This window comes from Acidisoma silvae (assembly GCF_020618775.1).
GTDB classification, from domain to species: Bacteria; Pseudomonadota; Alphaproteobacteria; order Acetobacterales; family Acetobacteraceae; genus Acidisoma; species Acidisoma silvae.
On record NZ_JAESVB010000077.1, the window covers coordinates 1 to 607 of the forward strand.

At 66.2% G+C, this 607-nt stretch carries 1 pseudogene; it reads left to right on the top strand.

Features of this window, described 5'->3' with window-relative positions:
• Positions 1–531 (top strand): annotated as a pseudogene (locus tag ASILVAE211_RS25880) (hypothetical protein); the annotation flags it as partial.
• Between the last annotated feature and the right edge of the window lie 76 nt (positions 532–607).

Genomic DNA, 607 nt, shown 5'->3' on the forward strand with positions numbered 1-607 from the left:
GCGGAGGAGGAAGCCGCAACGGAGCTGCGTCGGCTGGATGAGCTGGTCGCGATGCGCGCGGCCTCCGCCTGGCTCGGCGATCAACCCACGCTCGGTGAGACCGTCTTCGCCCGCGGCCGCCCGGAAAGCATGGGGCTGCTGCTCGGCACCGAGCACGCGGTCGATGTCATCGCCTTCCTCTGGGCGAGCCTGGCGCTGTTCGAAGACGACACACCCGATCCGGATACCGTCACGCGCTACCGTCCTTCCTGGAGCGATCTCTACTCTGTCACTGAGGCCCAAGACCGCATCCTGCGGATCCTGGGGGAGGGGGGGGACGGGGCGGAACTGGAGCACTTCCTGCCGGAGCCGCCCGTCGAGGTCGAGGGGGACGGTACGGCGTTGGACGGCGCGCTGCGCCGGTCCTCGGCCTGGGCGACGACCTTCAGCGCCAGCCTTGAGCTGGCGAAGCAGAATGAGATTGCTGTCCATCAAGAAGAGCCGTTTGCAAAAGTTGTGCTGACAGCCATCGGTCAGCGGGCGTCACCGTAAAGTCAAACCGCTACTCCGACCGACAAGAAGGATAAGCGGTTGCCGGTGACAACTGCCGCCATGTCTGCTCAGCGCC